The sequence below is a fragment of the Nitrospira sp. Kam-Ns4a genome (assembly GCF_965152595.1).
This window is the reverse complement of sequence record NZ_OZ224218.1, coordinates 1,061,848-1,084,194: the sequence shown is the minus strand read 5'-3', so window position 1 is coordinate 1,084,194 and position 22,347 is coordinate 1,061,848. Positions and strand designations below refer to the sequence as shown.

Genomic DNA, 22,347 nt, shown 5'->3' with positions numbered 1-22,347 from the left:
GATCAAGACCGCCTGCCCGGCGAGGTCGGCGGGAGGGGGTTCCTCCACCCGCATCGTCCGCTCGCGTCCGTCCCGAGTCCGTAGTGGGAGGCTCGGAGGAACGTCGCCCGCGACTCGTTACCCTGGCGCGTAAGCGCGCGGGCCAGGTCGGCCATGAAGATGAAGCTACCCGTCAGCAAGCCCAGCAACAGAACCGGCCGGCCCTCGAGGTCCCGGGCGATGGACTTTGCCAGGCCCTCCACCCTGGCCTGGATGGCGGCCTCGTCAATCAACACGTGGTGCGGCACCATGCCCAGGGCCTTCCATGCTGTGCACTCCCGCAAGTGGCATGCCAACGTTGGCCACAGAAGAACCCCGCGGCGGCGGCTCGGTCTGGCTCGGATTCTGCCTGGGCGCCACGAGCGCGTAAGTGGACAGAACATAGGCTCGGTCCGGGCTGGAGGCCGGCGCGCCAGGCTCGGGAGATTGGGCGGATCTGCGAGAAATCTGCGGAGCCTGGCCGGAGGAACGGGGGAGTTCCGCTACAGCCGGGGCCCGGGCCCTGGCGCATTTTGCAGCAACGGCTCGGCCTTCCACCGGGCTTATGCCGAGGGAACCGCTGTCACGAGTCGCCAGAGGCGACGCGGGAGAGCGGCCGATCGGTGGGTTCGAGCGTGGTCGCTCTCCCGTGCGCGGGCCCGGTCAAGCCGCGTGGGCCACAGGCCATGTGAGGCAGTGCTTCCCGCAGGTCACCGGTCCGCCGTCGAAGGCCGAGCACCGGGTGACCTCGTAAGGCGTGTCGTCACTGAGCAGGACAGTCACCTCGACGTCCTTGCCCGCGGTCTCGCAGTGGGCCGCGAACCGCCGGCTGGACGGCCCCGACCCGGCGGCGAACAGCCCCCCGCCGACCGCGAGCAGGAGCGCGCCGGCTCCGAGGAGCCCGATCGGCAGGATGGGGCCCTCGCCGGGCCAGATCGCTTGCGTGCCGGCCGTCATCGGTCCTCCCATCCGCTCGCCCAGCGCCATGGCGGTCATCGCCGCCGCGGCGATCGTCTGCTGCGAGGCGGCTGGCTCGCGCTCCCACCGCTCCAGCGCCTGCGTCGCCGCCAGGAGCGCGCGGCCGTACTGCTCCTCCGCCGCCCCATGCCTCGCTGCGATCGCCAAGCTCTCGGTCACGATCCGGCGGCCAAGCCGCGGCTGGGCCAGGGTCTCGGCTTCCCGCTCCATCCTCGCGAACTCCGGCCCGTCCCAGTCTGCGGGTAACTTAAACCGCCCTTCGAGAAAGTCTCGACGGTGGGCAGCCGCTGCACGGGCTGCCGCGGTTAAGTCAGGCAGCCAGGTGGAAAGGTGTGCCTGGGCCTGTTGCAACCTGACGATCGCGCGCCCGAGCGCCTCCTGGGTGCGGGCCCGCTCCTCCTCGACCCGCGCGGGCGCGACCATCGCCTCGGCGAGTGTGCGGTCAATGTGCTCCACGAGCATCGCCCGCGGCTCGGCGGGCGCCGGTTCGGTCGCTGGACCTCGCTCGACGCCTAGCCAGGCGAACAGAAAGCCGGCACTGGCCACCGAGGCGATCGCGCCCGCGATGGCCGCCAGGTCTATGTGGTCGAGACACTTCATGGTAGCCCCCTTCATGCTAGGCCATCTTGGCCTCACTGCGGTCGCGTGGCACGCTACTCGCTCACGTAGATCATTTCGTCCCACCACCGCATCGGATCATACTTCCCGATATGGCGGCTGATGTCGTGGTACTTGGCCGGGGTGACCTCGAAGCAGTAATCGAAGAGCCGGCGGGCGTCCGCGGCCGGAATGCCGCTCTCTCCGTTCTCCAGCATGTCCATGAACCGGTTGACGCCCCGATACACCGCCGCCTCGTCCCCGCGGCCGAGCGCAGTCCGGACGACCATGAGCTGGCCGAGGTACGGCTCGAACGCCGCGGCCTGGGCGTCGGGGGCCGACGCCTGGGCGATCAGCACCTCGTTGGTCAGCCGGTCAATCCAGCCGTGATAGCCTTCGTAGTCCGGCCCGAACGCCGCCGCCGTCATCGGCACCAGCATCAGCACCACTCCGCCGACGAACGCCGTCAGGCAGAACCTCTTATGTGAGAACCCGATCATCTTGCATCCTCCTTTGCTTAAATCGGTCCGCCGAGTCTGAGACGAGTCTGAAACCCTGACGGCCTCCTTGGCGACTGACCTCACCTCCCTTCCCGCAGACCGGCCTCACCTCCGCGTCGGCTCCCGGAACGCCAAGGCCCCTGCCTCGGCCCGGTGCCGGCCCCGCAGGTGCCGGCTCACGTCATGGTAGGCTGCAGGCGTGACCTGGTAGCAGTAGTCCCAGATCGCTTCCGCGGCCGCGGGGGCGATGCCGCCTTCCCGGGCCTCCAGCATGTCCATCAGGCGGTTCATCGCGGCATAGGCCCGTGGATGGTCCCCCGCGCGCACGGCGGCCCGGACACGAGCCAGTTGCTCGAAGTAGAGGTCGAAGCGGGCGGCCGGCGTCGTGCCCGCGCTGAGTTGCTGGACGGTCACGAACGTGACGAGCCGGTCAATCCACGTTTCGTCCGCCCTGTCCACGGCGACTTGGTGCGGTGCCAGGAGCAGCAGGGCGGCGAACGCCACGGCGCCGGCCGCCACGACCATCTTGTGGATCAGGGGTGAGTGTCTCATGGAGACAGGGTAGTCCCGGCCCCGTGGATTGCCAATGAGCCGGTCGCGTCATTTTTCGGGCGGGCCGAACGTATCAGGCGGGGGCGGTGCCTCCTCGTTCGTCGGTCGTGGCAGCGGGGCGCCGGACTGCGTCTCCGGCCGAATCACGAGGGACGACCACCGAAGAACGGGGGATTCACTGCGCGGCTTGGCCTGGGTGGAACGCGACGGCAAGCGCCTCGAGCCGGCTGTGGACGCTGAGCTTTTCGAGGATGTGCTGGATGTGGTTGCGGACGGTCGCCGGGCTCACGCAGAGGGCGTCGGCAATGCCTTTGGTGGTTTTGCCCAAGGCGAGTTGCGCGAGGATCTCGCGCTCCCGTTTGCTCAGCGGCAGGGTGGCAGGCGGCACGGGCGCGGGGTCGGGCTGCGAGGCGGGCGGCATCGGGGCGGCACAGCAGAGGGCGGCTTGGAGCTCGTCCACGAGGTGACGGACGCGGGCCTGCCGGGACACATCACGGAACAGGTGGACGGCCCAGAACCGGTTGCGCCTGGCTGACGGCACCGGGAGCGAGCTGACGTTCAGCCAGATCGGCCGGCCGGCCCGGGTGCGAGTCCGCAGGTCGAAGTTCCGGACGCCGGCGCCGCGGCGCACATTGGCCGCGATCGCGCAGGCCGGGCTGCAGAGCGGCTGGCCGGCCGGGGTCTCGCCGCGGAGCACCTCGTGACAGGACCGGCCGATGGCCTCGGCGGCGCGATAGCCGGTCAGCCGCTCGGCGGCGCGATTCCAGAACCGGATCGTCCCCTGGTCATCCACCAGGAAGGCGCCGTCGGCCGCTCGGGCCAGCATGGCAATGACGTGCTTCATCGCAACCAGACATTGCACATGCTATGCCCGCGGACAACTTGCGGCTCCGGATAGCCGTTCCCGCGATCGCTGTCGCAGATTGGGACAAGGACTGGGCAAGGCCTGTGGCAAATCACGCCAGCGCCCAGCCTGGCCTCGGGGGCGCGCCTGGCGGGCGACGGCCTTGTCTGTGCCTGGCATGGTCTCTGCACAACAGGGAAGGTGGCCCCCAGCCATCCGCGTATGCTACGGGGCCTGGCCACTCGAGACGCCATGCGGATGATGCTGTACCCGCTCACCGGCAGCTTGCGCGGCCGGACCCTGTTCCTTAACACGGAGTCCGTGTCGTTCGGGATCGGGGACGCCTGCGGGGTCGCCTTCGACCCGGTGATTGATGCCGCCGTGTGCCCGGTCCATGCCGAGCTGTCGGTTGAAGACCACACGCCGATCATTCGCGACCGGAGTGGCCAGAACGCCCTGTTCGTCAACGGGCAACGGGTAAGCGAGTCGGCGTTGAGGGACGGTGACCTAATCCAGTTCGGGGAAGGCGGTCCGCAGGTCCGGTTTCACTGTTCGCCCAACGGCGCGCCGCTCACCAAGCCGCTGAAGACCATCGTCGCGGACTCCCGCGACATCGTCGTCCGCATGCCGCATGCGCGATACCTGTCTTGCCTGTATCTGGCCACGCACATCCTGCGCGACATCGTCCGGTACGCGTCCCCGGCGGTGAAGGTCGGCGCCGCCGTCCTGCTCATGGTTCCCGTGGCGGTCGTCGTCGGTTTGGGCGTCCTGGCGTACCGCGAGCATCAGGCGGTCGTTGCCACGGAAAGGCGTATGGCGGAGTTGATTGGCCAGTTGGAGCGGGGGCGCCTCTCGCAGGTGGAGATGGAGCGGCGCATCGAGCACGAGCGGGAGGCGGCCGCGGAGCTCGAACGCCGGCAGGAAGCGCTGCTTGCAAGTCTCCAGGCGGCGCTCGCCCACCAGGAAGCGGCCAGGAAATCCGAGCGGGCCCTTCGCGCCCTGCGTCGGCAACTGGCGGCGCTGCAGCAGGAACGGACGCTTGCGGAAGAGATCGTTCGACGGTTTGAAGGCGGGGTCGCCTTGCTGCAGGGGGGCTATGGGTTTCGGGAGCACGGCACCGGACGGCCCCTGCGCTATCAGGGGTTCGATGCGCAGGGGAATCCGCTCCTGGACAAGGACGGCAATACGCTGGTGACGGTGGAAGGCACCGCGCCGCCGGTCGTGATCTATTTCGCCGGCACGGCCTTTCTCGTGGACCGCCACGGGACCGTCGTCACGAATCGCCACCTCGTCCGCATGTGGGAAGCGTATGAGCCAGCTCGGCAGGCCATCGAGGCCGGTTTCGAGCCCGAGCTATTCGTGCTGCGGCTCTTCTTTCCCGATCAGCCGGCGCCCTACCACGCGACAGTCGCGGCCCTGTCAGAGCGGACCGATCTCGCCGTGCTCCAGACGGATCGGCCCCCCCAGGGCATGCCGCCGCTCGTCCTGGCGCCCAGCGGCGCCATCGTCCATGCCGGCGAGCCGATCGTCATGCTCAGCTATCCCGGGAGCTTCGATACCCTGCTGGCCAGGGCGTCCAAGACGACGAGCGAGGAGATCCTGAACGCGACGCACGGAGATCCCAGAAGGCTCGCCGAGGAAGTGTCGAAGCGGGGGCTCATTCGCCCCTTGGTCACACGGGGGTCTGTGGCCAGCGTGACCGCAACCCACGTCGCCTATGAGGCCGCCGCTGCCACCGGGAGCAGTGGGGCCCCGATCTTCAACCGGGACGGATGGGTCGTCGCCGTCAACCACGCCACCTTACAGCGGCTCAGCGGGCTGCACCTCGCGGTGCCGATTGACTTGGCCGGTGAGTTGCTGGCTGCGGCGCAGGGAACTCGTTAGCCGTGCGCATTCTCCTCGCCGTGGATGCGTCGCCGGACTCGCGGAACGCCGCCGGCATGATCCGGCACTTCAGCGAGCCCCCGACGCTTGACGTTCTAAACGTCGTGGACGAGGACGCGCTCAGACATGCCTACATTTCCCCGGACATGCCGGCCGCTTGTCTGGAGGCCTATCGCAAGGAAGTGTCCGAGGCGGCCGAGCGCGTCCTGCATGAAATGGGGCGAGACCTGGAAGGGCGGTGTCGGCAGCTCCGGCTCATCGCGGACGTCGGGGATGCGGCGGAGAGCATCATCGCGACCGCCGAAGAGGCGCGGTCGGACCTGATCATCGTGGGGCAGCGGGGGATGACGGCCACGCCGTCGTTTCTGCTCGGCGGCGTCTCGCAGAAGGTGGCCACCTACGCGCCGTGTTCGGTGCTCGTCGTGAAGGAGACGCCTGCGACGCTGGACCGCCTCGTCGTCGCGATCGACGGATCGGGACCCTCGCTGAGGACGATCGCGTTGCTGGCTCCGGGCCCGTTCCGCGGGCGTGTGCACGTGACGGTCGTGACCGTGTGGCCCCAGCGGCCGTTGGAAGCCATCGGCGTGCGCGCGGGCGCGGCCGGCTCTTCCGACTTCGGAGCGTTTGTGGAAAAGAAGGGCGAGGAGCTGCTGGACCGCGTTGCCGAGCAGCTGAGACGGGGGCCCTACGAGATCGCTACGGAGCTGCTGCACGGCGATCCGGCCCTGGCCGTGTTGGATTCCGCCGTCCGCCACGAGGCCCAGATGATCGTCGTCGGCTCGCGCGGCGCGACCGCCATCAAGCGCTTGCTGCTGGGGAGCGTCTCGCAGAAAGTCCTGGTGTACGCGGCCTGTTCGGTGCTGATCGTCCGCTGAGACGCGCCTCCGGCCGCGCGCGGCGGCGGACGGCGGCGCCACAGCTTAGGCGTGAGCCGGTTCAGCCTGGCCTCCCGGGTCGCCGGGTGTGTCAGTCGCGCGGCCCCTGAGTGGCGGGCGGGGCGGCTCTTCCTGCAACAGGTACAGATGTCCCGGGACCGGCTGCGAAGATCGCTGTTGCCGAAGCGCGGGATGACGGGGAACTGGGCCACGCACAGTCGAGCGAGCGCCGGCTCAGTAAGCCGGGTGCTGTCGCCGACGAAGACGGCCACAGGCTGGACGCGCGGATGGCCGGTGAGGTAGTCAAGGTGCCAACGGCGGACCTTCCGGCACCGCAGGTGCCGGGCGAGCCGATGCCCGAGGGGGGCCGAGCCACCACGGGCCGAGCCGACGTAGCCGTAAGAGCCCCCCGGCGAAGGCCACCGGCCCCAGCGCCCCGACCCGGATGGTCCCGGCGGGGATCCGCAACAGCCGCAGGTCCACGCCGTGTGCGCGGGCCACCGTCTGCAGGGAGCGCACCCGCCTCAGGCCCAACCCCTCTAGCGTGCTGGCCAAGGACCGATGCGCGTTGCGGGCTGTCCCGTGTTGGGCGGGCTGTCGCATCTTGACGCCCCGATCCGCGCCAGTCTGTGGCGATTCTCCACGACGCTCGGTCCGGTCGTCCGGTCCGATCCCGGTATCCTATCGCAACCTGCCTGATCTCCAAGGCTTTTCTTCGTGGGGCAATCTGGCCGGGCCTTTGCTTAACTAACGACTTGCAGGAAGGCGTGCTCACGTATCCTGGATGTCCAGTCAGGGGCGAGCCCGAGGGCTCCGGGAGGAAGAGATGGCGAAACAGAAGGCGGCGATGTCCGATCGCCAACTGGCCGATTTCACCCGACTGACCGTGGAGCGGTTCATGGAACGGGACGTGCAGGTCGGCCACCGACGGACGAAGGCCGACGTGCTGGCCTCACAGATGATTGAGGGATTCGGCGCCGTCCCGATCGTGGACGAGCAGCAGCGTCTGGTGGGGATCGTCAGCGAGTTCGATCTCCTGGGGGCGCTCGAGCAGGGCCGCCGGTGGAGCGAGATCACCGCCGAGGAGATCATGTCGGTCAATCCCTATTCGATCTGGCCGGAGACCGACCTGAGCACACTGGTCCACGTGCTCCGGGCCAGCAAATTGATCCGGGTGCCGGTGGTGGACGTGACCGGCACGCTGGTCGGGATCGTCGCGCGGCGCGACATCCTGCGCGGCTACCTCAATTACGGCCTGTCACCGAGTCTCTGAGGACGCGACACGAACGGGGTCTCCATGATGCGGATTCAATGCCCGCGGTGCTCCAGCGCGCACCTGTCACGCCGGCACCGGACGCTGTGGGGGCGGGTCCTCAGCGTCCTGTTCGGTCTCTTTCCGTTTTATTGCGAGCGATGCGGGTGCGAGTTTCGGGCCCGGTACCATCCTCCGTCACACGCATCGACGATTCTGGATGATTAGCCCGGCTCCTTGGTGGCGAGCTAGCTCTTCTTTGCCGTGCGGGCGATGAAGTCGGTGCGGAGCTGCTTCACGCGCTTGCTCCCGCAGGCCGGGCAGACGGCGTCTCCGCGCTCGTGCTCCTTCAACGTCAGGACGAGCAGGAACGCTTTCCCGCAGTCCAGGCACTGATACTCGGACATCGGCATGGGCACCTCGGGAGGCGTCAGCTGTCAGCTTTGGAAGCTGTTGGCTGATGGCTGAGGACGGCCAGCTTCTTCTCACCCCAGGCCTGCACGGCCTCCGCCATCGCCGCGAGGCGCCTGGCCGCTTTGCCGAACACGCTCGCCTCTGGGTAGCGCCCGTCCGGCCCCCGCTCGCCGGCTGGCACCCCGGTGAGCAGCTCGACGGCTTCCTCCACCGTGTTGACGGCGTACACCGAGAAGTTGCCCGTCTCGACCGCCGCGACGACGTCGCGGCGCAGCGCGAGGTGCTTGACGTTGCGGGCCGGGATGATGACGCCCTGGGTGCCCGTGAACCCGCGCGTCCGGCAGGATGCGAAGAACCCCTCGATCTTCTCGTTCACGCCGCCGATCGGCTGGACCTCGCCGAGCTGGTTGACCGAGCCCGTGACGGCCAGCGCCTGGCGCACCGGGACCTCCGCCAGGCTGGAGAGGATCGCGACGAGCTCGGCCAGGGCGGCGCTGTCCCCCTCGACTTCGGAATAGGTCTGCTCGAAGGTCAGTGTGGCGCTGAGCGCGAAGGGATGGGTGCCGGCGAACTTGCCCGCCAAGTACCCCGCCAGGGTCATGACGCCCTTGCTGTGCACGTGGCCGGCGAGCTGGGCTTCCCGCTGGATGTCAATGACGCCTTTCGTCCCCGGAAAGGTGCGTGCGGTGATCCGGGCGGGGCGTCCGAAGGCGTAGTCGCCGAGCACGTGCACGGACAGTCCGTTCACCTGTCCGACGACCTCGCCGTCCAGGTCCACCATCAACGTCCCTTCGCGGATTTCTTCCTGAATCCACTGCTCGGGGAGGTCCGCGCGGCGCCGTCGCTTGGCGACGGCGGTCTCGACGTCGTCGCGGGTGACCACAGTCCGGCCGGCCTGTCCGGCCCAGAAGGCCGCCTCCCGCACCAGGTCGCTCAGCAGGCTCAAGCGGAGCGACAGCCGGTCGTGCCGCTCGGCGAGCCGGAGGCCGTAGCGGATCAGCTCCGCGACTGCGTCCGCGCCGAACGGCGGGAGCTGCTCCTCCCGGCAGAGGCGCGCCACGAACCGCCCATACATGCGGTCCTGGTCCCGGTCGCGCGGCACGTCCACCTCGAAGTCCGCCTTCACCTTGAAGATCTTCTGGAAATCCTCTTCGTAGCTCTGGAGCAGATGATAGAGCGCCGGCGGGCCGACCAAGACGATCTTCACGTCCACCGGGACGGGCTGCGGGCGCAGGCCCGTGGTCGAGAAGCCGAAGAACTCGCTCGGATCCTCGATTTTGACCTCGCGGGTCTTGATCACGCGCTTGAGCGCATCCCAGGCAAAGGGTTGGCGCAGGAGGTCCAGCGCGTTCAGGAGCAGGAAGCCGCCGCTCGCCTGGATGATCGCGCCGGCGGTGATCTCGGTGAAGTCCGAGAACACGACCCCGAGATGGGCTTTGCGCTCGATCTTGCCGATCAGGTTGCTATACGTCGGGTGCGACTCGTCCACGACCGGGGCGCCCGCATCCGGCGCGTGCTCCACGAGCAGATTGACCTGATAGCGCGTCAGGTCGGGCCCGCGCCCGCTGCCGGGCACGGGGAAAGGGAAGGGCGGCGCCTCACGCGGCAGGAAGTCCTTGTAGTTGGCTAGGATATCCTCACGGACTTGGTCCAGGTAGGCGAGAACCCTAGGCAGGCCCTGCACCGACCGGCGCACGTTCTCCAGCCGGGAGTCGAGCACGTTGCCGACGACAAGCCGGTCCATCTCCAAGATGCGCTGTTCCACCTCGTGGTCCAGGGCATGGAGCCGGACGTGGAATTCTCGGATCTCCGCCTCGATCGCCCGCCGCCGCTCGGCGAACTCCCGCTGGGCCTCCTCCGGGAGTTTCGCCAGGTCCTCGTCCTTGAGGGGTTTGCCGGCTTTGGTCGCCACAAGGCGGAAGCCCATCGGGGTCTCTTCGAACTCGAAGCCCCGGGCCTGGCTCATGTCCGCGAGCTCAGTGAAGAGGGCGCGCTTTTTCGCCTCCGTCTCCTCGGCGATCCGGGCCTTGGCTTCCAGGTACGGTGTGCTCTCGAAGACCTTCGGGATGTCGCGCCGCAGCCCCTCGATAAGCCCCGCCATCGCCTGCTTGAAGGCCCGGCCTTGGCCGGCCGGAAAGGACAGGCAGGTGGGCCGGGAGGGATCCTGAAAGTTATTGACGTAGCACCAGTCCGGCGGCGCCGGGGCCTCGCGGGCGAGGCGCCGCACCATTTCCTTGACGATGGACCACTTGCCCGAGCCGACCGGGCCGGCCACGTAGATGTTGAACCCTGGGCTGGACATGCGCAGGCCGAACGCTAGGGCCTCCAGCGCCCGCGTCTGGCCGATCGGCTCCTCCATCGGTGCCAGCTCGCTCGTGTCGGCGAAGCCGAGCGACGCCGGGTCCACGGCGGGGGCGAGCGCGGAGGCCGGGAGCTTGAGCTTCTCGGTCATGGCGCCACTGGCACCGGGCTTACGGTGGTGGCCTGTGGGCCCTTCTCGCCCGGCTCGACGTTGAAGGCGACCTCCATCCCATCCTCCATCTCGTCGAAGGTCAGCCCGTGCAGGGCGTGCTTGTGGAAGTACACCTCGCCGCCCCCTTCCTGGAGGATGAAGCCGTACCCTTCCTGGGGAAACAACTTGCAGATCACCCCGCGCAACGGAATCGGCGGAAGCCGGATCTCCTTGGAGGCCCGTTTCTCGCGGTATTTCCGCAGCTCAACGGCCACGGCCGCGAAGGCCGCGCGGATCGCCTCCTCGAAGGTCTTGTCCTCCTTACGTGCCGTGATCGTATGCCGGCCGGGCAGCGTGACGACGACCACGGCTTCGGCGACGCGCCGCTGCCGCTTGTGATGGGGATTCTTGATCAGGGTCACCCGGCCGTGGACGATGTCCCCGTGGCCGGCCTGCAGGTCGGCCATCCGGGATTCGATCTCGGTCTTCCAGCGCGGGGTCATCTCGACGTTCCGGCTCTCGATGCGTAAGTCCATTGGGGGCTCCTCGTGATGTCTGCTGCCAAGGGCGAGGCGCGCCTGGCCTTGCTGGAGGCAAGGCAACGCAAGGCCTGTGCCACGTCCCCGATCGGCCCGTCGGCCAACCCCTTGGATTGACAGAAGCTGTAGCGGCGGTGCTTGCACGGCCGCTCGAGGCCGCCCCCACTGGCGCGTTTTTCCCCAGTGGCCTTGCCGCGGGTGGAGCCGAATGCAGCAGTGCCCTGGCCGTCGTCCCCGCACTGGTGGAGACCAGGACATCTCTGGACTCCCGCCTCCGCGGGGATGACGGAGCAGGGCGCGGGGACGACGATCAAGGAATAGCTCTTGCTTGTTCCTATGTCTCTGTTCTATAGGCTGAAGGCCGATAGCGGAAAGCTGACGGCGGTGAGCTTCTTCGTGTGTCCCCATGCCGACGTTGTCTCGCGAGCATCTCGAACAGTACCTGCGGGCCCGGTTCGGGCCCGCCCTGCGGTTGCTGTCCTTCGGCCCCATCGGCGAGGCGTCGTCGGGTCGCGCGGACAAGCAATACGGCTACGGCAAGCCGGTTCGGCTCACCTTCCAGGTCGGGCGCACGATCAGGCGCGCCGTGCTGGGCACGATGAGCCCCGGCCCCTTCGGGCACGAACATCCGGCCGACCGCGCACAGGCGATGCTGTGGGACTACGATTCGTTCGGGCGCCTACCGCGCCATGTCCCCGCGCTCGACGTCGGCGCGTTCGCCGAGGACGGCTCGCTGTTTTCCGTTGCGCGCGCGAAGGAGTTCTTTGTCCTGACCGGCTGGGTCGAGGGGAAGGGGTACAACCTGGATCTCGAGCGCCTGGCGCGGACGGGTCGGCTGGGGGCGCTGGACCAGCGGCGGGCCCGCGCGCTGGCCGACTATCTCGCGGCCATCCACGGGGTCAAGAAGCGCGACCGGCAGCTCTACCGGCGGCGGCTCCGGGAACTGATCGGCCACGGCGAATGCATCATGGGGCTCACGGACAGCTATCCGGACCGCTTCGGCTTCATCACGCCGGAGCTGCTGCGCTCGATCGAGGAAGCGGCGAATCGCCGGCGGTGGCGGTTGCGGCACAAGGCGAACCGGCTCTCGCAGGTTCACGGGGACTTCCATCCTTTCAACGTGCTGTTCCGCGAGGGGACGGACTTCAGCGTGCTCGACCGGTCGCGAGGCGAGTGGGGTGAGCCGGCCGACGACCTGACCGCGATGACGATCAATTACCTGCTCCTGTCGCTACAACGCTGGGGCCGGCTCCGCGGCCCCTTCGAGACGCTCTTTCGCCTGTTCTGGGATCGCTACCTGGAGCGAACCGGCGACGCAGGCGTGCTGGAAACGGCCGCGCCGTTCTTCGCCTTCCGCGGCCTCGTCGTCGCGAGCCCGCTCTGGTATCCGAATCTGACGCTCGATGTCCGGCGGGCCCTCTTCCGCTTTGTGCAGACCGTGCTCGACGCCGATGCCTTCGACCCGGCGGCGGTGAACCGATATTGTGGGCTGGAGGCCCGTGGCGAGCGGCGAGGGGCTGGACGGTGAAGAAGCTGTCTGTCCGCTTGCCCCTTGCCGCTCCCTTCGCGCCAAGACTGTCATGAGCTTTGCTGTCTGGCTCACCGGCTTGCCGGCCTCGGGGAAGAGCACGATCGCGGCGGCGCTGCGGGCCCGGCTGGCGGCGCGGGGGCTGACGGTCGAGGTGCTGGAGTCCGACGCGGTCCGCAAGGTCCTCACGCCCCAGCCGACCTACTCGCTGGAGGAGCGGGAGCTGTTCTACCGGGCGCTGGCCTACCTCGGCAGCCGGCTCGTCGCGCACGGGACGACGGTGATCTTCGACGCGACCGCCAACCGCCGGGCCTATCGGGACCTAGGCCGCCGGCTGATTCCGCGCTTCCTCGAGGTCGCGGTCGAGTGTCCGCTGGAGCTGTGCATGGCGCGGGACGTCAAGGGCACCTACCGAGCGGGCCAAGCCGGGCGGACGGCCACCGTCCCCGGGCTGCAGGACCCCTACGAGCCGCCCGAACACCCTGAGGTTCGCATTGATACGACCCAAACCGGTCCCGAGGAGGCGGCCGATCGGATCCTCGCCGCGCTAGCGAGAGCCGGCTACCTCGCGGCCCGGCGACGCGGGGACGCGGCGACCTGAGTGTCGCCCCCCCTCGCCCTTTCACCGGGTCTCCGTGCCTTCCTCTGCCACCGGCAATCGCACGATGAACGTCGCCCCGCGGCCGGGCTCGGACTCGCAGGCGACCGTCCCGCGCAGCCCCATCACGATCCGCTGGACCGTCCAGAGCCCCAGGCCGGTGCCCTGGCCGGCCGGCTTGGTCGTGAAGAAGGGCTCGAAGAGCCGGGCGCGGTGCTCGGGCGGGATGCCGGGCCCGTTGTCCTGGATCCGGACCTCGACCCAGGCACCTCCTCCCCAGCCCTCCCCCTCGCCGTGAGGGGGGGGTGCGGGTGTCCCCGCGTTCCCGGTCCGCTGCGCTGCCACTACCCGCAAGGTCCCGCCGCCGTGCGCCGTCGCCATCGCCTGCGAGGCGTTGTGCATCAGGTTCAGGAAGACTTCGCGCAACTCCTGCGGGTCCGCTTCGACCGCCGGGAGGTCCGGGGCCGCTTCGATCTTCACTTCGATCCGGTTCGCCGCCCATTCGAAGGCGAGCAGCTCAACGACCTCCCGGAAGATGGCGGCGATGGAGCAGGGCTCCTTGCGGTGGGTCGCCGGGGCGGCGAGCTTCAAGAAGCCTTCGATGATCTGGGTGATCCGCCGGGCCGCCTCCTGAGCCTCCTCGACGTCGGGCTGCAGCTCGCGCGCGACCGCCTGCGCGCTGATCTTCTCGCGGAGGAGCTGCAGGTACCCGGTCAGGATGAACAGGGGATTCCTGACCTGGTGCGCAATCGCGCTGATGAGCTGGCCGAGCGCGGCGAGCCGCGCCGTGTGTCCGGCCTGGGCCTCTATCCGCTTGCGATCAGAGATGTCCTCGAAAAAGCCTTCGAGGTAGAGCACCCGGCCGTCCCGGTCGCGGACGGCCTGCACTTTCCCGTTCACCCAGATGATCCGGCTGTCCGCCCGGCGGAGGCTCAGCTCGAAGCCCTTCAGTCCCTCCCCGGACTCGATCAGCCGCTCCCAGGCGGGGTGGGTGTCCGGACTGGCGTGGAAGTCGCTGACGTTGGCGCGGAGCAGGGACGCCCGGTCCGGGCAGCCGAGCAGCTCCACGAGCGCCGGGTTCGCGTCCAAGAACGCGCCCGACGGGGCGCAGCGAAAGATGCCAACCGGGAGCCGCTCGAACAGGGCCCGGTAGTGGGCCTCCACGTCCCGAAGGCGCGCCCGCTGGGCCGCCGCGTCCAGCGCGGTGCGGACCGCCGCCGGGAGTCGGATCAGGTGCCGGGACGACTTCAGCACGTAGTCGTCCAGCCCGGCCTTCATGGCTTCGACCGCGATCTCCTCGCTCCCGCTGGCGGTGAACATGATCACCGGACAGTCCGGGTCGCGGGCCTTGACCGAACGGAGCACCTCCAGGCCGGTCGCCCACGAGAGCTGATAATCCGTGATCACGAGGGCGACGCCGGACGTGTCCAGCGCCTCGTCGAGGCTTCGCCGGTCCTCGATCGGCTCGATCCGGAACTCGGGAAACTCCTGGGTCAGGATCTTGATGGCGAGCGGGCGGATCTGGGGGTCGTCATCCACGAGCAGGATGCGGAGCGGTGGGGCCATGCGTCCTCCGGGCCGGGGCAGGCGAGCCTGAATGCCGAGGGCGCATTGTGGCCGATTTGCCGATCCAGTGCAAGACTTACGTGGTGCCCCCAGGGGGGGTCAGTCGGGGGCGCTCAGCAGCAGCTTGGCCATCACGGCGGTCTCGAGCTGGTACAGATCCACCGGCTTTGCGAGCACGTCGAACGCGCCCAGATCCAGCGCCGTCTTAAGCAGGGGCTCATCCTGGCTCGCCGTGAGCATGATCACGCCCAAGGACGGGTACATCGTCCGGATCCGCCGCAGCAGCTCGACGCCGTTCATGCCCGGCATGTAGATATCCAGCAACACGAGGTTCGGGAGATCCTTGGCGATCGCCGCCAGCGCTTCCTCGCCCGAGTGGGCGGCGGCCGTTCGGTAGCCACGCCGGCGGAGGAACTCGCCGACCAGCGCGCAGATCTCCGGCTCGTCGTCCACGACCAAGATCAGGGCCGGCTGCGCCGCCGGTGGCGCGGCCGGGACCGGCGTCGGGGTAACGGGGCGGCCTGCATGCTGGAGCGCCCGATGCACGGTCTGCACGATGACGTCCATCTTGAGCCGTTTGCGGAGGACATCCGAGACGCCCATCTCGCGGGCGCGGCTTTCGACGTCGGGGGGCACGTCGGCGCCGAGCACGATCACCGGGAGGTGCGGTGCCTGCGCCCGGAGGCGCGCCAGGACCTCGATCCCGTGCAAGCCCAGGATCATCAGGTCGAGCAGGACCACGGCTGGGGGCCGGGCCTCGAACTGCTGCAGCGCCTCCTCGCCCGTGCGGGCCGTCACCACCTCGTGCCCGTAGCGGCTCAACAGGTCCCCGAGGATCCGCGCGTACCGGTGGTCGGCGTTCGCAATCAGGATCGTGGCCATGGGAAGAGGCTAGGGGCCTCCAACGATCAGCGTTCAGCCAGAAGGCCGAGATAAGTAGAAAGGCGGCAGCAGTGTAGCCCTCCTTCTGTAGAATTGCAACTGGTTATTGACCAGTCCGGTCGCTGCCGGCTGATGGCTGACGGCTCTCCCCTGCGACCGGCAGCCGCACAATGAACGTGGCGCCGCGGCCGACTTCGCTCTCGCACTGCGCCAGGCCGCCGATGGCTGCGAGGTTGGACCGGACGATCCAGAGTCCGAGCCCACTGCCTTCCCCTGGGGGCTTGGTGCTGAAGAAGGGCTCGAAGAGCCGGGCCTGATGGTCGGGCGGGATTCCCGGCCCGTCGTCCTGGATCCGGACCTCGATCCAGCTCGGCTCAGGAGCCGATCGCGAATCGCTAGCAACGGACAGCTTCTCTTCGGAAGCTGCCGGCTGTTCGTGGCTTGCCGCTAGCTTTGCCGAGACCGTCAGCGTCCCTTTCCCGTGCGCCGCCGTCATGGCCTGGACAGCGTTCAGGATGAGGTTGAGGAAGACCTCCTGGAGCCGTCCGGGATCGGCCCAGACCGGCGGCAGCGCCGCCGCGATCTCCGTCACGACACAGATCTGCTTGCGCATCAGTTCGTTGGCCAAGAACTCCAGGGTCGCCCGCAGAACGGCTTCCACCGAGACCCAGGTCTGCTGGGGCGAGGTGCCCCGGGCGAGCTGGAGGAACCGCTCGGTGATCTTCGCCAGGCGCCCGGCGGCATCCTCGATTTTCTGCAAGTCGGCCAGCAGGTCGGCGCCAGCCGGCGAGTGCAGCTTCTCCTTCAGAAGCTGGAGGTAGCCGGTCAGGATGAACAGGGGATTCTTGATCTCATGGGCGACCCCGCTCAGGAGCTGCCCCAGCATCGCCAAGCGTTCCAGCCGGGCCGCGTTCGCTTCCAGTTCCTTCTGCTCGGTGATGTCCTCGTAGATGCCCAGAACGCCGAAGACTGTCCCGTCCTGGTGGGTCAGGGGAACCTTGCTCGTCCGCAGCCACCGCAGGCTGCCGTCGGGCCTCGTTTGCGGCTCCTCGTAATGTAACTTGGGCCTGCCGCGCTCCATGACCTCGCGGTCGTCGGCGTGGTAGCGCTCCGCGGTGTCGCGCCAGGCTAGGTCGAAGTCGGTCTTGCCGACGATCGCTGCCGGTTCCCCGACGCCGGCTGCCTGAGCGAACAGGCGGTTGCAGCCGAGATACCGCGACTGGCGGTCCTTCCAGAAGACGTAGGCGGGAATGTTGTCCACGACGAGGCGGAGTATGTCGCGGGCGAGGGCCAGCTCCCTTTGCACCCGCTCGCGCGCGATGAACATGGCGATGGTGCGGGCCGCCGTCTGCAGGGCCTGGGGCAGGTCATCGGACAGCGGCTGCCTGGCGAACATCGCCAGGACGCCGACCACGCGGCCGGCCGTCTCCAAGGGATAGCCGGCGAAGGCGACCAGCCCCTCCCGCCTCGCCCACTCCTGGTCGAGGATCAGAGGATCGCCGACGACCTGGTTCGTCAGGTGGGGCTTCCGCTCCTGCGCGATGAGCCCGATCATGGACTGGCCGACAGAGACCCGGGCATAGCGGGCCTCTAGGTTCGTGGCCAGCCCCGCACTCGCCTGCAGGACGAGCACCTGTTCGGCGGGATCGAGGGTCCAGATGCCGGCCAAGGCCGCGTCGAGCTGCCGCACCATGGCCTCGGCGCAGCCGCGGAGCCCGTCTGCGAGGGGCACTTCTCCGACAAGCGCCGATTCGATCTGCGCGACGAAGGCGGTGTCGCAGAGTTGCCCCTGCAGCTTGACCGGTGGGCGCCGGCGGGTCGCGGGGGTCCGGGTCCTCCTTCTCGCAGCCAAGAGCCCCTCCCGGTGAGGTGGCAGAGGCAGGTTCAGGACCCGTGCCTCCGCAGCCGATGGTGTGGTCCCGCGGGATGAGAGCGTGGAGCCTCAGCTCGGCGCTGCGATCGCAGCTTGTACCCTACGAGAGTCTCCTGAGTCAAGGCTCCGCCGGCTGCCAGGCAGGGAAAGGGCTCAATCGTGACGGCCGGCGTCGCGCTGAGCGCGGCGGGTGCCGGCGCACCCAGAGGGCCCGCGCGTTCAACGGGTTCCGGTTCGTGGTTCGACAGGCTCATCACGAACGGATTAGTGGGACGCCGCGAGCGCGCCACCGGAGACTTCTTCCTCGACCGCCTTCGGATGCCGGGCGTGCGGGGCGGCCCTTACCGCACGACCAGCACAGGACAGGGCGCCTGGTGGAGCACCGTGTGGGACACGCTCCCGAGCAGGAACCGGCTGACGCCGGCGCGGCCGTGCGAACCGACCAGGATCAGGTCCGGCTTCAGCGTGCCGGCCGACTGGAGGATCGCGGCCGCGGGCGCGCCCATGTTGAGCAGGCCGGACGCGGCATACCCCAGCCGTGTGAGCCGGTCCGCCACGTCGTCCACCAGGTGGCGTGCGCACTCGACCGCCTTCTCCATCAGCATGGCATCGCCCGTGACTCCGACCGGCCACAGGGGCTGGGCGAGCGGCATCACCGTGAGGACGGCGATCCGGGGCGGTTCCCGAAACGGCTTCTTGGCCAGAAAGGCAACGGCTCGCTCCGCGTCCTCCGGCTCCTGCACCGCGAGGAGTGCGTGGCCGAGCGCGCGCAGCGGCCGGTTCACCACCAGTACCGGACAAGGCGCGTGGGTGATGACCCGGTGGGACACACTGCCAAAGACCAGCTCCTTGACCGGTCCCAGCCCGCGCGCGCCGACGAGGATCAGATCCACCCCTTCTTGCGCGGCCGCCGCCAGGATCGCCTCGGCCGGCCGACCCGGCTCGATGCACCGGGCGACCGGCCCGGCGTGCAGGGGCAGCACCGAGACGATCCGGTCGAGCAGCCGCTCGGCATCCTCCCGCATCCCGACCTCCACAGTGGCGTAGAGCTCCGCGGCGACCTCCGGCAGCATCATCGGGTAGGCCGGCTTGGGCACCTCGATCACGTGCAGCACGAGGAGCCGCTCCGGGGGGGCGAGGTGGCCCACCGCGCGCGCGGCCTCGTAGGCATTGTCCGATCCGTCTACGGCTAAGAGTATGCGCATGGCCCCATCCTTTCGTGCGGTCATTGGTTCTCGGCTTTCCGGGGCAGCGGTTGGGCCGGTCGTCTGTCGTCGCGCACCTGGGCGCGGTAGTACGCCGCACACTCGGCTTCACGCCCGCGCACGAGCCGCTTCCCCCGCCAGGGGTTCCGTTGCGCCGTGATCACCGTGTATTGCCGCTCGCCGTGGCCGGTGTCGCAGTAGAGAATGACCCAGTCTCGCGTCTTGCCCAGCTCGTGCGCGCGGGCCGTGTTCGAGAACAGCACGGTATAGTGCCGGTCGCCCCGCTGCGTGTGGAGGATCGGGAGCCAGGCCTCGTGCGAGGGGTTGAACCGCCGCGGCGCGATCGTCCGCAGCCAGCCGGCGCGCGCCTTCTCGCGGTACTCGCGATCCACGTCGAGCAGCTCGGCGACTGGAGGTTCTCCCGGAGGCGCTCCGGGCGAGGATCCCGGGCGGGCGAGGGGCCGGAGGCGGCCGAGCCGGGTCGCCAGCGAATCCACGATCCCGGCCAGGCGCTTCTCGCCGATGCCCGCCAGCAGAGCCAAGCGGCCGTCGTGGGCCGCTGCCTCCAAGGCCTCCAACGAGTCGAGCCCAAGGTCATCGTGCAACTTTCTGGCCAGCGCTTGGCCGATTCCCGGCACGGAGGCGAGCAGCGCCACAGGGTCCGCGCCACCCCGCAGCCGGTCCAGCATCGGGAGGCGGCCGGTGGCGACGAGGTCGTGGATGGCACGGGCCAGGCTCGGGCCGATGCCCGGCAGCGCTTGCAGCCCGTCCAGGCCTTCGGCCTCGAGCACCGCGGTCACAGGCCGATCCAGCCGCTCGATCGTCTCCGCGGCGTGGCGGTACGCCTGCACCCGGTAGCGGTTCGCCCCCTGCTCCTGAAGCAGACGCGCGACCTCCCGCAGCCGCTGCGCGATCTCGACGTTCAGATGCTCGGCCATGACCTGCCCTGATTTTTGCATGCTCACGGGATGAGCCGGCGTCTGCCTGGCCAATCCTGCAGCAATCGTGCCGCGTTCCGGTGCGAGCGCCGCCGCCTCCCGTAAGCTCGACTCGGCCGGGCGGTCCGCTTCTGCCACAGTCGGCGGAGAGGCACTGTGGCAATTGGACACAGGAGAGGCACATGGATCGCATCAAGGTGCTGATTCTCGGCGCGGCGGGGCGCGCCTTCCACAACTTCAACGTGGTCTTCCGGGACGATCCCCGGTACGAGGTCGTCGCCTTCACCGCCGCGCAGATTCCCGCCATCGCGGGGCGGCGCTACCCGCCCTCGCTGGCCGGGCCCCTCTATCCAGAGGGGATCCCGATCCTGCCCCAGGCGGAGTGTGACGCGCTCCTGGAGCGCGAGCGGATCGCGCAGGTGGTCTTCGCCTACAGCGACGTGGCGCACGAGGAGGTCATGCACGTGGCCTCGCGGGCGCTCGCCAGGGGCGCCGACTTCCGCGTGCTGGGCCCGCACGCGACGATGCTGACGGCCGCCAAGCCAGTCATCTCGGTCTGCGCGGTGCGGACCGGCTGCGGGAAGAGCCCGGTGACCCGCAAGGCGGCGGCGCTCCTGCGGGAGGCGGGGCTGCGCGTCGCAATCGTCCGGCACCCGATGCCCTACGGCAACCTCGAGCGGCAGGCCGTCCAGCGGTTCGCGACCCTGGAGGACCTGCGTGCAGCCGACTGCACGATCGAAGAGATGGAAGAGTACGAGCCGCACCTCGTCCGCGGCGACGTTGTCTACGTCGGCGTGGATTACGCGCGGGTGCTGCGCCTCGCGGAGGCCGACGCCGACGTGATCCTCTGGGACGGCGGCAACAATGAGTTCGCCTTCTTCGAGCCTGCTCTAGAGATCGTCCTGCTCGATCCGCACCGCGCCGGCCACGAGCGCGCCTACTTTCCGGGCGAGGTGAACCTGCTGCGCGCGGACGTGCTCGTGCTCACCAAGCTCGACACAGCCGATCCGGCGCGGGCCGAGGCCGTACGCCGCGCCGCGCGCGCCGCCAACCCGTGCGCGATAGTCATCGAGTCCGCCATGCCTCTCTCGGTGGACGCGCCGGGGCTCCTGCGGGGCGCGCGGGTGCTCGTCATCGAAGACGGGCCGACGCTCACGCAGGGCGGGATGGGCTACGGGGCGGGCCTGCTCGCCGCGCTGCGGTACGGCGCGCGGGAGTTCGTGGACCCGCGGCCCTCGGCGGTCGGCAGCATCGCCCGCGTGTTCGCCGACCATCCGCATCTCGGCGCCGTGCTGCCGGCGATGGGCTACGGCCCGGCCCAGCTCGCGGAGCTGGAGCAGACCATCCATCGCGTGGACTGCGACCTGGTGGTCATCGCGACTCCGGTGGATCTGCGCCGGCTCATCACGATCCCGCAGGCCACCTGCCGGGTCACCTACGAGTTCGAGGAGATCGGCGCGCCGACCCTGCGCGAGGCGCTGGCCGGCGTCATGCGGAAGGCGATGGTCCGCGGGTAGCTTGAGCGGGCGGAGGGACGTTGCGCGTGCCCGGTGGGTGCGGTACGCTGGCGACGATCGTGCCTGTCCGGTGTCCGCTGTCTGCCACCGGCCCCGGGGGACGGCCGTGAAGCAGAAACCCACCTTCAAGAACCTCCCCAAGCTGCAGGCCAAGAAGTTCGCCCGGCTCCGGCGCGAGAAGACCCGGCAGCGGATCAAGACCCTCATCCTGCGCTGGCTGGGCAAGCGCGGCCTGTCGGCGGAATGATCGTGCGCATCGCCGGTGCCGCGGGGGCCCGATGATCGAGATTGACGGCGCCCGGTTCTCCGGCAGCGGGACGATCGTCCGGCAGTCGGTGGCGTATGCGGCATTGACCGGCCGGGCGGTCCGGATCGTGAACGCCCGGGCCGGCCGGCCCAACCCAGGCCTGCGGCCCCAGCACGTCCGCGTCGTCGAGGCCATCGCGCGCCTCGTGGGCGGCGCGACCGAGGGGCTGGCGCCGGGCTCGATGGAGCTGGTCTTTCGACCCGGCGCGCTCGCGGTCGGCCGCCAGTACACGTGGGACATCGGCTCGGCCGGCTCGACGACCATGCTGGCGCTGGCGATCGCGCCAGTGCTCGCGTTCGGCGGCTCTGTGGTCCGGGTCGAGTTGCGCGGCGGCCTGTTCCAGGACTTCGCGCCCTCGGCCTTCCATCTCCAGCACGTGGTCCTGCCGCTGCTCGCCCGCATGGGATTGGCGATGTCGGTGGAGATCGTCCGGCCGGGCTATGTGCCGAAGGGGGACGGCGTGCTGGCGCTCACGGTGACGCCCACCCGTGCGCCTCTGCAGGCCCTCTGGCTGGAGGAGGCCGGACCCGTGGAGCGGGTCTGGGGCATCGCGCTGGCCTCGCATCTCGTGGAGCGGCGCGTCGCCCGGCGGTTGGCCGAGACGGCGCAAGCTGAGTTGGCGCGGGTGGGCTATCGCGCCGAGGTCGAGCGGCGCGAGGATACCGCTGCGCCGCAACCGGGCGCGGCACTCGCGCTCTTCGCCGACCGCGGAGGCGGCGTCCGGCTGGGCGCGGACCAGGCGGGCGCGATCGGCCGGCCAGCCGAAGCGATCGGCCGGCACGTCGCGCGGCAGATCATCGAGGCGCTCCGCTCCGGGGCGACGCTGGACCGGTTCGCCGCGGACCAGATCATTCCGTTCGCTGCGCTGGCCGAGGGCGAGAGCCGGTTTTGCATCGGCGAGCCCACCGACCACGTGCTCACCAACGCCTGGCTCGCCCAGATCTTCCTCGGCGCTGCGGTGACGGTGCAAGATGGCTGGCTGTCGGTCACGGGCGTTGGATTTCACCCGGCCGGCCACGGCTGACCGG

The 22,347-nt window shown here is 69.4% G+C and carries 21 protein-coding genes and 1 pseudogene; 8 read left to right on the top strand and 14 right to left on the bottom strand.

Annotated features, from left to right (window positions below):
* Positions 1 to 2: 2 nt before the first annotated feature.
* The 5 genes from ACWHYQ_RS05350 to ACWHYQ_RS05330 all read right to left on the bottom strand — a co-directional run bounded on the left by ACWHYQ_RS05350 (position 3) and on the right by ACWHYQ_RS05330 (position 3,489).
* Positions 3 to 290, bottom strand: a complete 288-nt coding sequence (locus tag ACWHYQ_RS05350) for a hypothetical protein (protein WP_447974701.1) — start codon at positions 288 to 290, stop codon at positions 3 to 5.
* Positions 291 to 681: 391 nt separating this feature from the next.
* Positions 682 to 1,596, bottom strand: coding sequence for a hypothetical protein (locus ACWHYQ_RS05345; protein WP_447974700.1), 915 nt, complete (start codon positions 1,594 to 1,596; stop codon positions 682 to 684).
* A 53-nt stretch (positions 1,597 to 1,649) separates the two neighbouring features.
* Positions 1,650 to 2,093 carry a hypothetical protein gene (locus ACWHYQ_RS05340; protein ID WP_447974699.1) on the bottom strand — a complete coding sequence of 148 codons (444 nt, stop codon included), beginning with the start codon at positions 2,091 to 2,093 and terminating at the stop codon, positions 1,650 to 1,652.
* A gap of 105 nt (positions 2,094 to 2,198) precedes the next feature.
* Positions 2,199 to 2,645 carry a hypothetical protein gene (locus ACWHYQ_RS05335; RefSeq protein WP_447974698.1) on the bottom strand — a complete coding sequence of 149 codons (447 nt, stop codon included), beginning with the start codon at positions 2,643 to 2,645 and terminating at the stop codon, positions 2,199 to 2,201.
* A 175-nt stretch (positions 2,646 to 2,820) separates the two neighbouring features.
* The gene (locus ACWHYQ_RS05330) at positions 2,821 to 3,489 is read right to left on the bottom strand and encodes a LuxR C-terminal-related transcriptional regulator (RefSeq protein ID WP_447974697.1); all 669 of its coding nucleotides are present in this window, start codon (positions 3,487 to 3,489) and stop codon (positions 2,821 to 2,823) included.
* Positions 3,490 to 3,741: 252 nt separating this feature from the next.
* Between ACWHYQ_RS05330 and ACWHYQ_RS05325 the strand changes: the two genes are divergently transcribed.
* Both ACWHYQ_RS05325 and ACWHYQ_RS05320 read left to right on the top strand, forming a co-directional pair.
* Positions 3,742 to 5,373 (top strand): trypsin-like peptidase domain-containing protein, encoded by a 1,632-nt coding sequence (locus tag ACWHYQ_RS05325; RefSeq protein ID WP_447974696.1) that lies wholly within the window; start codon positions 3,742 to 3,744, stop codon positions 5,371 to 5,373.
* Between the two features lie 2 nt (positions 5,374 to 5,375).
* Positions 5,376 to 6,248, top strand: coding sequence for a universal stress protein (locus ACWHYQ_RS05320; protein WP_447974695.1), 873 nt, complete (start codon positions 5,376 to 5,378; stop codon positions 6,246 to 6,248).
* Between the two features lie 167 nt (positions 6,249 to 6,415).
* On the opposite strand, the pseudogene ACWHYQ_RS05315 reads toward ACWHYQ_RS05320, so the two are convergent.
* Positions 6,416 to 6,646 (bottom strand): annotated as a pseudogene (locus tag ACWHYQ_RS05315) (DUF123 domain-containing protein); the annotation flags it as partial.
* A gap of 428 nt (positions 6,647 to 7,074) precedes the next feature.
* On the opposite strand from ACWHYQ_RS05315, the gene ACWHYQ_RS05310 reads away from it, so the two are divergent.
* Positions 7,075 to 7,521 carry a CBS domain-containing protein gene (locus ACWHYQ_RS05310; protein ID WP_447974694.1) on the top strand — a complete coding sequence of 149 codons (447 nt, stop codon included), beginning with the start codon at positions 7,075 to 7,077 and terminating at the stop codon, positions 7,519 to 7,521.
* Between the two features lie 227 nt (positions 7,522 to 7,748).
* Here the strand turns inward: ACWHYQ_RS05310 and ACWHYQ_RS05305 are convergent, their stop codons facing one another.
* The 3 genes from ACWHYQ_RS05305 to ACWHYQ_RS05295 are packed head-to-tail and all read right to left on the bottom strand — an operon-like array spanning position 7,749 to position 10,902.
* Positions 7,749 to 7,913: an FmdB family zinc ribbon protein gene (locus ACWHYQ_RS05305; RefSeq protein WP_447974693.1), complete on the bottom strand. Its 165-nt coding sequence runs from the start codon at positions 7,911 to 7,913 to the stop codon at positions 7,749 to 7,751.
* 17 nt (positions 7,914 to 7,930) lie between these two features.
* A complete protein-coding gene (locus ACWHYQ_RS05300; protein ID WP_447974692.1) occupies positions 7,931 to 10,366 on the bottom strand; it encodes a Lon protease family protein in 2,436 nt (811 codons plus the stop codon).
* Positions 10,363 to 10,902, bottom strand: a complete 540-nt coding sequence (locus ACWHYQ_RS05295; RefSeq protein ID WP_447974691.1) for a cold shock domain-containing protein — start codon at positions 10,900 to 10,902, stop codon at positions 10,363 to 10,365. The genes ACWHYQ_RS05300 and ACWHYQ_RS05295 overlap by 4 nt, the downstream gene beginning before the upstream one ends.
* A gap of 409 nt (positions 10,903 to 11,311) precedes the next feature.
* Between ACWHYQ_RS05295 and ACWHYQ_RS05290 the strand changes: the two genes are divergently transcribed.
* Together ACWHYQ_RS05290 and ACWHYQ_RS05285 are read left to right on the top strand one after the other, a co-directional pair.
* Positions 11,312 to 12,433: a phosphotransferase family protein gene (locus ACWHYQ_RS05290; RefSeq protein WP_447974690.1), complete on the top strand. Its 1,122-nt coding sequence runs from the start codon at positions 11,312 to 11,314 to the stop codon at positions 12,431 to 12,433.
* Between the two features lie 52 nt (positions 12,434 to 12,485).
* Positions 12,486 to 13,034 carry an adenylyl-sulfate kinase gene (locus ACWHYQ_RS05285; RefSeq protein ID WP_447974689.1) on the top strand — a complete coding sequence of 183 codons (549 nt, stop codon included), beginning with the start codon at positions 12,486 to 12,488 and terminating at the stop codon, positions 13,032 to 13,034.
* Positions 13,035 to 13,055: 21 nt separating this feature from the next.
* Here ACWHYQ_RS05285 and ACWHYQ_RS05280 read toward each other — a convergent pair whose 3' ends face one another.
* The 5 genes from ACWHYQ_RS05280 to ACWHYQ_RS05260 form a co-directional block, all read right to left on the bottom strand.
* Complete coding sequence (locus ACWHYQ_RS05280) at positions 13,056 to 14,597, bottom strand: ATP-binding protein (protein ID WP_447974688.1); 1,542 nt, start codon at positions 14,595 to 14,597, stop codon at positions 13,056 to 13,058.
* Positions 14,598 to 14,696: 99 nt separating this feature from the next.
* Positions 14,697 to 15,479 (bottom strand): response regulator, encoded by a 783-nt coding sequence (locus ACWHYQ_RS05275; protein WP_447974687.1) that lies wholly within the window; start codon positions 15,477 to 15,479, stop codon positions 14,697 to 14,699.
* A gap of 103 nt (positions 15,480 to 15,582) precedes the next feature.
* The gene (locus ACWHYQ_RS05270) at positions 15,583 to 17,331 is read right to left on the bottom strand and encodes an ATP-binding protein (RefSeq protein ID WP_447974686.1); all 1,749 of its coding nucleotides are present in this window, start codon (positions 17,329 to 17,331) and stop codon (positions 15,583 to 15,585) included.
* A gap of 362 nt (positions 17,332 to 17,693) precedes the next feature.
* Positions 17,694 to 18,557, bottom strand: a complete 864-nt coding sequence (locus ACWHYQ_RS05265) for a universal stress protein (RefSeq protein ID WP_447974685.1) — start codon at positions 18,555 to 18,557, stop codon at positions 17,694 to 17,696.
* 20 nt (positions 18,558 to 18,577) lie between these two features.
* A complete protein-coding gene (locus tag ACWHYQ_RS05260) occupies positions 18,578 to 19,495 on the bottom strand; it encodes a helix-hairpin-helix domain-containing protein (protein ID WP_447974684.1) in 918 nt (305 codons plus the stop codon).
* Between the two features lie 182 nt (positions 19,496 to 19,677).
* Between ACWHYQ_RS05260 and ACWHYQ_RS05255 the strand changes: the two genes are divergently transcribed.
* From ACWHYQ_RS05255 to rtcA, 3 genes are all read left to right on the top strand, one after another.
* Entirely contained in the window at positions 19,678 to 21,012 is a 1,335-nt protein-coding gene (locus ACWHYQ_RS05255; RefSeq protein WP_447974683.1) for a cyclic 2,3-diphosphoglycerate synthase, read from the top strand.
* A gap of 106 nt (positions 21,013 to 21,118) precedes the next feature.
* The gene (locus tag ACWHYQ_RS05250) at positions 21,119 to 21,259 is read left to right on the top strand and encodes a hypothetical protein (protein WP_447974682.1); all 141 of its coding nucleotides are present in this window, start codon (positions 21,119 to 21,121) and stop codon (positions 21,257 to 21,259) included.
* 31 nt (positions 21,260 to 21,290) lie between these two features.
* Positions 21,291 to 22,343: an RNA 3'-terminal phosphate cyclase gene (rtcA, locus tag ACWHYQ_RS05245; RefSeq protein ID WP_447974681.1), complete on the top strand. Its 1,053-nt coding sequence runs from the start codon at positions 21,291 to 21,293 to the stop codon at positions 22,341 to 22,343.
* The last annotated feature ends 4 nt before the right edge of the window (positions 22,344 to 22,347 follow it).